The organism is Rhodoferax sp., from assembly GCF_028689305.1.
In the GTDB taxonomy this organism is placed as follows: domain Bacteria; phylum Pseudomonadota; class Gammaproteobacteria; order Burkholderiales; family Burkholderiaceae_C; genus Rhodoferax.
The window spans coordinates 1-9077 of the sequence record NZ_JAQTWM010000116.1 but is presented as its reverse complement, the minus strand read 5'-3'; the positions used below and the strand labels follow the sequence as shown (position 1 = coordinate 9077).

General features: G+C 61.6%; 5 protein-coding genes and 1 pseudogene. 3 read left to right on the top strand and 3 right to left on the bottom strand.

Going from position 1 to position 9077, the window contains the following annotated elements; translation table 11 throughout:
• The coding region (locus PHW99_RS16845) for a nitrilase-related carbon-nitrogen hydrolase (RefSeq protein WP_300180304.1) at positions 1–499 on the bottom strand (499 nt) is incomplete at its 3' end.
• Entirely contained in the window at positions 496–4560 is a 4065-nt protein-coding gene (locus PHW99_RS16840; protein ID WP_300180301.1) for a YhdP family protein, read from the bottom strand. The genes PHW99_RS16845 and PHW99_RS16840, both read right to left, overlap by 4 nt.
• Before the next feature lie 43 nt (positions 4561–4603).
• On the opposite strand from PHW99_RS16840, the gene glnE reads away from it, so the two are divergent.
• Together glnE and PHW99_RS16830 are read left to right on the top strand one after the other, a co-directional pair.
• Positions 4604–7300, top strand: coding sequence for a bifunctional [glutamate--ammonia ligase]-adenylyl-L-tyrosine phosphorylase/[glutamate--ammonia-ligase] adenylyltransferase (gene glnE, locus PHW99_RS16835; protein WP_300180298.1), 2697 nt, complete (start codon positions 4604–4606; stop codon positions 7298–7300).
• Positions 7301–7343: 43 nt separating this feature from the next.
• Positions 7344–7805 (top strand): cytochrome c, encoded by a 462-nt coding sequence (locus PHW99_RS16830; protein ID WP_300180295.1) that lies wholly within the window; start codon positions 7344–7346, stop codon positions 7803–7805.
• A 95-nt stretch (positions 7806–7900) separates the two neighbouring features.
• Here the strand turns inward: PHW99_RS16830 and PHW99_RS16825 are convergent, their stop codons facing one another.
• Positions 7901–8365: an adenylyltransferase/cytidyltransferase family protein gene (locus PHW99_RS16825; RefSeq protein WP_300180307.1), complete on the bottom strand. Its 465-nt coding sequence runs from the start codon at positions 8363–8365 to the stop codon at positions 7901–7903.
• Between the two features lie 149 nt (positions 8366–8514).
• Here PHW99_RS16825 and PHW99_RS16820 point away from each other — a divergent pair.
• Positions 8515–9077: pseudogene (locus tag PHW99_RS16820) on the top strand (phosphohydrolase); the annotation flags it as partial.

Below are 9077 nucleotides of genomic sequence, written 5' to 3'. Positions count from 1 at the left end.
GGTAGAGTTCGGCAAAACGCAGGTCATAACACACACTCAGGCCAATGCGCCAGCGATGACCGTCCTTTGAATCCAGCTCAAACGTGGTCGGCTGGCTGCCGGCCAACAGCACCCGGGACTCGTCATAAGACTCGATCCCGTTGTCAAACCGAAACAGGTGAATTTTGTCGTACCTCGCTACGCAACTGCCCTGAGGGGAATACACCAAGGTGCTGTTGAAGACCCGCTGCTCACTGGCCGATAGCGGGATCGTGCCCCCCACCAGCCACAGCCCCCATTCACGGGCGCAATCGGACAGGAACTGCTGCAGCTGTCCCTGCCCCAGAGGCTCCTGAATGGCCAGCTTATCGGCGTCTTGCTGACCGATCAAACAAAAGTATTCCGGCAACACCGCCAGTTCAGCGCCCGCCTGGGCTGCCTGGCGTAACAAATCATGCGCCTGTTGCAGGTTGGCCGATACATCTGAACCGGACACCATTTGAATCACAGCTGTTTTCATCGAGGGGGTTCCTTTGTGGAAGTAGGGTTGCGATCGATCCTGGTGACTTTGGGGTCGGCCCAACTACCATCGATATGGAATTCCTGCGTGGCTGACTCCATGAGGGGGCGCCGCAAAAACAGCTGGGCCAGAAACGAGCCCAGGCCCACGGCCGGGTTGATCACCGACGCAATCAGGGAAGCGGTGCCCGCATTGATCTCGGGCACCACCACCACCTTGAGGTCTTGTGTTTCATTGGCGATATCGGCCTGCCCCTCCATCAACACCGCCGCATTGACCCCTTTCATCTGCAGATTGTTGGTGCGCGCCAGCCCTTTGCTCACGGTCACGTCGCCACGCAGGAAATCAAAGGCAAAACCTTCCGTGAACACATCCCGGAAATCAAGCGTCAGCCGCCGCGGCAAGGCCTGCAGGCTCAACACCCCCAGCAACTTGGCCATGCCCGGGTCAGCCTTGAGGAACTGGCCAGACGCCACATTCACCGTGAAAGCGCCGCCCAGCGTCGGGTAATCCAGCTTGAGTGGTGAGCCCATCCAGACCATCTGCCCTTCCATACGCCCGCTGGCTTGGCGCACCACATCCTTCATGCCAAAGCGGTTCAGCAAGGCGCCGCCGTCCGCCATGTCCAGCCGGAAATTCATCACCGTGCGACGCCGCTCCGGTGCGCTGGGTGGCACTACCGGCCCCTGGGCATTGACCTGAGCCCAGTTGCCGCTGGCCGTCAGCGTCGCCTCCGGCACGCTGAGATTGAGCTTGTTGAGCCGCCACTCCCGCACCCCTCCCCCTGCGGCAGTCCGGTTGATGGCCTCGACTTCCAGCCGGCCCAACCGCTTGCCCCGCAATTCAAAGTCATCCACCACCACATCCAGTGCCGGAATGCTGGCGGGCTGGGCATCCAGCAGGGCCTCCACCTCGGACGCGGTGCTCGGCGCCAGGGTCAACCGGGCCAACCGGGCATACACACGCCCGCCACTGGTCGCTGCGGTTGTGTCGCTGGCCTGCCGGTATTCCAGGTACCCATTGAGTTCGGTGGCATTCACGTTGCCACGCCACAACAACCCCTCGCGATGGGCACCAATCACCACTTGGTTGAACGCACGTGCCCCCAGCGTCAAGGTGTCGGTGCGTACCGCCAGTGTGGTCGGCAAATAACCGACCCCGACGCTGCCGTTGTCAGCCGTGGCGCTGACCAGTTGCGGTGTGGCCGTGACTTGCGCCAGGACATCACTCCAACGGTCGGCATTGACCTGTGGCAAATGAATGTTGGCATTGACCCCTTGCACCGGCAGAGTCAGTGAATCCAGCGTGTCCGCACCGATGGCAACTGAACCGCGCAGCACACGGGGCTCGGTACCGGACAAGTCTCGCTCATAAACCACGTTGGCCAGTTCCCCCAGAGTCAGACTCAGCCGGTCCTGCAAAGGCAACGCTGGCTGGCTGGCCGGCTGCGCCCTGTTGCCCAGCAAGGTCGTCTGAAACCGCAGCGGCATCAGGCTTTGTGCCTCTTTTTGCAGAGGGGCGGGCAAACTCGACGCCAACCCTTGCAAAGAACTGGTGACCAGCAACTCGGGGGTATCACTGCGCCACCCCAAAGTCGCGTTATAGCTGGTGCTGCCACTGACGTGACGCGCCAGCCGGGACACAAACCCCAGGCCGGAAGCCTGGCGCAAGCCATCCGCAGTGGCGGTGCCACTGACACGGATGACCGACGGTGCCGCCCGCAGACCATTGGCACCAGAGGCCAACACCAAGCCCCCCTCCAGCCGGGCATCCCCACCAAGCACACGCGCTTGAACCCCGGCCAAACTGAAGCCTGTATGGCTGTAATTCACCACACCCCGCACCTGCGAGAGCTTGGGCGTGTCCGCTGTCATCTGGACATCGTTGCCGTTCAGCGCCACGCTCCCCTGCACCGTGGACTTGCCGAGATCAGCCACCGGCAGCACCAGTTTGAGCTTGTAGTCCGCCTGGCCAGACGCCACTGTGCGCGTCAGGGCCTGAGCGGTCATGGCCTTTAACGGCGAACCATTGACCAGCCGCAGCGTGTCGGCCAGCTGACCTTTCAACTCTGCGTTCACCTCCACCTGGGTTTTCATCAGGTTGGCAATCGAGGCTTCGACCCGGGTCGCCTGCAAAGTCCCCGTCTCGCCCAATCGGGCTCGTGCCCCCTTGACCTGCAACCGCATGCCGTCGAACAGCAAAACCCCGTTAAGGTCGGTCAGGATCGGCCAGGGCAACTCATTGGCCTCCTGCAGGCTGCGCGGGACATAGGCCAGGCGGGCGTTGCTGACGTCGGCACTGATCCGGAATGTCCCTTGGCGGGCATCCAATGCCGGTATCTGGCTGACCTCACCCTTGATCACAAATCGCACATTGCTGGCCGCGCCGGCCTGTACCGCGTCGTGCACATAGTCGCGTGCCGCCTGGTCAATCACCAGCGGCAGATACCGGTAGACACGCCGTCCGTCGGCCCGAGTCAGGCTGGCCTGCAAGTCCAGCACACCCGGAAACCGGCTTTTTGTGGCCGACAGGGCCGGGTCGCTGGTACGCCATTTGATCTGCGCCTGCCCCTGGGCGTCGGCATTGCTGAACTTGACATTGGCCAGCTCCAGCGCCATGCGGTCTTCCCCCAGCTGCCAACTGGCCTCTGCACTGAGTTGATCAATGGCGATGTCCGGCTCCTGGAACACCCGTGGTGCCGACACCTGACCGTTGAGCAGGGACAACTTGGCACGGCCGCCTTGCTGGTTCAAGTCAAAGTCCACATCCAGGCCACGCACGCCCGGGGTCTCCCCCACGGCAGCCAGGGCCAGCTGCCGCAGCCGTCCCTTGGCGGTGTAATCAATCGGTGCAGACACCACCCCGTGCCAATTGGCCGTCAGTGACTCGACCTGGCCTTGCGGTGCGTAACTGGCCAGTTGTTCGCGCAGCTTGGCCTCCAGCGGCAAGCGGTCGGCAATTTGCGCCAAGGCGGCCAGATCCAGCCGGTCCGCCCGAATCTCGCCGCGTGCGGGGATTTTTCCCTCCGACCCCATGGACATCACCCGCAAATCCCCACCCGGCCAATGCAAGCCATCGGCCGTATCAAACGTCAATGACCGGGTGACCAGTTCAAAGCCATTGGCCAGCGCCCGGCCACCCACCCGCCCTTGGACCTGCCTCAGAGCCAGCGGCTGCAAGTCCTCATTGAGCGTCACCGTCACTTCGGACAAAGCCACATCGGCCGTGGCCCCGGTGGCCTGCCCCTGGCTCACATCCACCCAGGCCCGCAACGCTCCCTTGCCCTGGCTCAGGTCAAAACCCAGGTTGGCAAAACGGCGCAGTTCGGACAGGTCAATCCGCTGGAAGGCCGCAAACATCTGCCCCTCCCAGTCCCGCCATTGGCCATGTTGGCGGGCCAACAAGGGTTGCAAAAACCGGCCGCGCACACTGAAGCGCTCACCCCAGGTTTCTGGCGGCGTAGCGTCAAGCCGGAGATCATGGTGCCGTCCGAGATTGCGTACCACCACATCCACGTGCTGCAACACCACCGGTTCGGTGCCACGCGTTTCATCCGTCCAACGCACCGTGCCCTCGTGGATGGCGAACTCGATTTGCGAGAAAAACCAGTTCAGTGCCGCCGGATTGGCCTCACCGTCGCCAGAAAAATCCAGGCCGGCAATCGTGACCCGCCCATCTGCGGTCCGTCGCATGTCCAGCTTGGGCTGGTCCACATACAACTGTTCGAATCCCAAGCGCCAGAGTGACCGTGGCGACAGGGCCACTAGCACCCGCGGCAAACTCAGGGCGACCCGGCCCTGGGCATCAAACAGGGCCACATCGGTCAATTCAAAAGCGGGAATCATGCCGCGGGAATGCGCGGTGACCGCCCCCACGCGCACCGGCACACCCAAGGCTTTTGTGGCCTGGGCCTCCAGTTGAGGGCGGAATTCGTCGATTCGCGGCACAATCAGCCAGTGCAGCGCTCCCCAGACCGCGCCAAACAGCAGCCAAGCCAGCAACACAGCCAGCAACAGCCAACGGGCCAGGCCAGACCAGGTTCTCAGCAGTGCGGATGACAAGGGAGACAAATCGTTTGAACCAAAGAAGTTGCAGATCAGAATTATGACCCGCCCCTCCCTGGCACTCCACTCCCGTTTTGCACAACGCGTCCATCGCCGTTTTGAATCGCAATTGCAGTTACTGCCACCGGGCTTGCCAACACCGGATCACCTGCGCACCACGTTCGAGGCGCTCAAAGCCGGCGGACAGGATACGGCCAGCGCCTTGCGCATCACCCGGGCCTTGGTGCTGGAGCGGTTGCTGGCACTGGACTGTGAAGCCCAGGCGCCGCTGGCCGGCATCACCCAAGCCATGACCGACCTGGCGGAATTTGCCCTCAACCAAGCCCTGACCGAGGTACTGGCCGCATTGGACCAAACCTACGGCATGCCCATGGGGAATCGGGGGCAACGAGCCCAGTTGTGGATTGTTGGCATGGGCAAACTCGGTGCCAGAGAGCTCAATGTGTCAAGCGACATCGACCTGATCTACGTCTACGATGAAGACGGCGAAACCGCCGGGGACGCGCAGGGCCGAGGCCGCATCACCAACCATGAATATTTCGGCAAGGCCGTGCGGGCGATTTATGCCCTGGTGGGCGACACCACCGACTACGGCTTTGTGTTCCGGGTGGATCTGGCCCTGCGCCCCAATGGCAATTCAGGTCCGGCGGCGCTGTCACTGGACGCCCTGGAGGAGTATTTACATGTCCAGGGACGGGAATGGGAGCGTTTTGCCTGGCTGAAAAGCCGGGTGGTGGCGCCACACGAGAGTGTGACCAGCGGCACCATTCAAGCGCTGCGCAAAGTGGTGATGCCATTTGTCTTCAGGCGTTACCTGGATTACAGCGTGTTTGACTCACTGCGCCTGTTGCACCGGCAAATCCGAGATCACGCCGGCAAACGCAGTGTTGGCCGGCCAGAGCGGGCCAATGACGTCAAATTGTCACGTGGCGGTATCCGCGAGATTGAATTCATCGTGCAGTTGTTGCAGGTCGTGCGTGGTGGTCAATTTCCAGAGCTGCGAACCCGCCCGACATTGAGTGCCTTGCCTCGGCTGGTCAAGGCCAACCTGATGCAGGCAGATACGGCACAGGCACTGGCCCAGGCTTATGAGTTCCTGCGTCGGCTGGAACACCGCATCCAGTACCTGGATGACCAGCAAACCCACATCCTGCCCACCCAGGATGGTGATCTGGCCTGGATCGCCACCACCATGGGGTTCGACTCGCCCCAGCAGCTGCTCAAGCAGTTGGATGTCCACCGCGAACTGGTCGCGCAGGAATTTGACAAATTGCTCGGCGGCGCCGACCAGGAATGCAAGGGCTGCCAGAACGGCAAGTCCGCCGAACCGGGCGGGATGGCCGAACTGCTGCCGCAGTTGGGTGAACAGTTCCGCCAGCGACTCGAATCCTGGCGCGAACACCCACGGGTACTGGCCTTGCGCGACGAAGCGCGCACGCGTCTGATGCGCCTGCTGTCACGAACCGCGCAATGGGTGAAGGAAGGACGAATCCCTGAAGCAGCCGCAGTGGGTTTGGTGGACTGGCTGGAGCCGCTACTGCGGCGCGAGAGTTATATGGCCCTGCTGCTGGAGCGGCCCAACGTCCATGAGCGCCTGCTGCACCTGCTGGGTGCTGCGCGCTGGCCTGCACGCTACCTGCTGCTGCACCCGGGGGTGATCGATGAGCTGGCCGCCGCGGACATGCTCAATGAGCGCTTTGACCCGGCCAGCTTTGAAGCCGAACTGGACCAGCGCCGTCTGGCACTGCAGGCTGCAGGCGAGGACGATGACGAATCACTTCTGAACCTGCTGCGCCGCGCTCACCATGCCGAAGTGTTTCGCACCCTGGCGCGCGACATTGAAGGCAGGCTCACGGTGGAACAGGTGGCCGACGACCTCAGCGCGCTGGCCGATGCGGTGCTGCGTGTCACCACGCGCTGGTGCTGGAGCCGGCTGAAAAAGACCCACCGGGAACACCCCCAGTTTGGCATCATTGCTTACGGCAAACTCGGTGGCAAGGAGCTGGGTTACGGCAGTGATCTGGACATTGTGTTTGTGTTCGACGACGATGACGATCAGGCCCCGGAGGTCTACGCCAATCTGGTGCGCAAACTCATCAACTGGCTGACCGTCAAGACCGGCGAAGGGGATCTGTATGAAATCGACACCGCGCTGCGCCCCAACGGCAACGCCGGTCTGCTGATCACCAGTTTCACCTCCTATGCCAATTACCAGCAGCAACGCGGCAGCAATACCGCCTGGACCTGGGAACACCAGGCCATCACCCGCGCACGCTGTGTGCTCGGTGATGCGTCACTGCAAGCCCGTTTTGAGGCTGTGCGCTCGGCCGTGATCACGGCCGAGCGCGACGCCGACGCTCTGCGCGCCGAAATCAGTGGCATGCGCGAGCGCGTGGCCAGTGCCCACCCGGAAAAAGCCGACCGGTTTGACATCAAGTATGGCCCGGGCGGCATGATGGATGCCGAATTTGTCATGCAGTATCTGGTGTTGTCACAATCCCGCATCCACCCGGAACTGATGGCCAATGCCGGCAACATCGCCCTGCTGGAGCGGGCCGAAGGGCTGGGCCTGCTGCCCGGCGGTGTTGGTCATGCCGCGGCCAGTGCTTACCGCACCATGCGCCAGATCCAGCATCGTGCCCGTCTGAACGAAGAATCCCCCTTGGTCACCCTGGATGCCCTACGGGCTGAACGCCAGGCCATTCTGGCCCTCTGGGCCTGCGTGTTTTCGGTTTGATTACCCCCGCCAGTTTTCCCCATCGCTTTTCCCAATGCACACCATGCCGAAACTCCTTCTTTCGCTGATCGCTTCAACCTGTTTCTTGGCGGCCTGCAGTGACCGGGCCAGAGACACCCACCCGCAGCAATTGCTGAGCAAACGTCTGGCCATTTTCAAGAACTTCACCAAAACCCTGGAGCCCATGGGTCTGGTGGCCCGTGACCGCAAGGACTACGTGAAAGCAGAATTCATGGCCAGTGCCCTGGCCCTGCAAGAGCTATCCAAACAACCCTGGGTGTACTTTGCGCCAGACGGCAACTACCCGCCAACCCGAGCCAAGCCCGAAGTGTGGAACAAGCCCAGTGAATTCAAGCAAGCCACCGATCACTACCTGAGCACCGTCGACAAACTGGTGGAAGTCTCTGGCAGTGCCGACCTGCCCGCCATCAGCGCCGCCGTCGATGCTGTGCAAAAAAGCTGCAAAAGCTGCCACGACCAGTTCCGCAGTGACCGTGCCCAATGACCTCTTCTTGCATCGGGAACACGGCAACAACACTCAAGAACTATATTTTTTATAGCATAAACACATTTATTTATGCGGGCTAGAAGCCAAATTTATCAAAAATTCCTGATCTTCTTCACCAATGCTGTGGTGGAATACCCAGACACAAACGGCAACGCCAAAGCGCGTCCGCCATACGCCTGCACCACGGCCGTCTCGGCCAACTTGGCCATGTCGTAATCACCGCCTTTGACCAGAATGTCCGGGCGCACCAACTGGATCAGCTCCAGCGGTGTGTCTTCGTCAAACCACGTCACCAGGGAACTGCTGGCCAGTGCCGCAATCACGCAGGCCCGGTCAACTTCGTTGTTGAGGGGACGATCCGGTCCCTTGCCCAGGCGACGCGCCGAGGCGTCGGTATTGAGCGCCACCAACAGGCTCCCGCCCAGGGTTCGGGCCTGTTCCAGGTACATCACATGCCCGCGGTGCAGCACATCAAACACCCCGTTGGTAAAAACCCAGGGCCGGGGCAAGACGGCCAGACGGGACAGCAGCAGGTCTGGGGTACACAGCTTGTCCATCAAAGCGGGCTGTGGTGTGAAGGCGTTGAAAGCCGGAACTGAGGTGTTTTGAGCCATGTACTTGATGCTATCAGGCATCTTGTGTGGTTTATGCTCCCGCACAGCCACCACAGGCTTGATGCAGCATGTGGGCATAATCGCACCCCACTATGAATCTGGTTCCCGTCAACATCGACGCTATTGTCATCGGCCAGCCGCTTCCATGCGCCCTGCGCGATGAAAGCGGCGTGCTGCTGGCCAATAAAGGCTACATGGTTGGCAGCCGGCAGGACCTGGAAATCATGGTGGGCAAACGTAGCCAGATTTATATTGACTTCAATCAATCGGACAATTTCCGACGTGCCTATGTCAACCGGCTGAACAATCTGGTGCTGGAGGACCGCGCCCTCGGGCAAATTGCCGACGTCCAGATTTCGCCTTACGACGGCAAGCAAACGCCTGCCGCGGAAGCGGAAGTGAGTGACGAACCGGATTGGCTGGACCTTCAGACACAAGCACATGCCATGCTGCGCGACACTCGCAGCAACACCTTCCTGCCCCGGCTTGCGCGCCTGCAGGCGGAGCTTGACCGCCACGGCCTGCGCAACCCGGACGGTACGCTGTTTGCATTGATCCATCTCGCGGGCAGTGAAGTCCGCCAGTACAGTGCCACGCACGCCATGCTGGTCAGCGTGATGTGCTGCATCGCGGCACGCGATGTGCTGAAATGGCC

What these genes read in the sequence shown, in the direction of transcription:
- glnE (WP_300180298.1), top strand. Translation starts at nt 4,604, where the DNA reads ATGACCCGCCCCTCCCTGGCACTCCACTCCCGTTTTGCACAACGCGTC.
- PHW99_RS16830 (WP_300180295.1), top strand. Translation starts at nt 7,344, where the DNA reads ATGCCGAAACTCCTTCTTTCGCTGATCGCTTCAACCTGTTTCTTGGCG.
- PHW99_RS16825 (WP_300180307.1), bottom strand. Translation starts at nt 8,365, where the DNA reads ATGGACAAGCTGTGTACCCCAGACCTGCTGCTGTCCCGTCTGGCCGTC.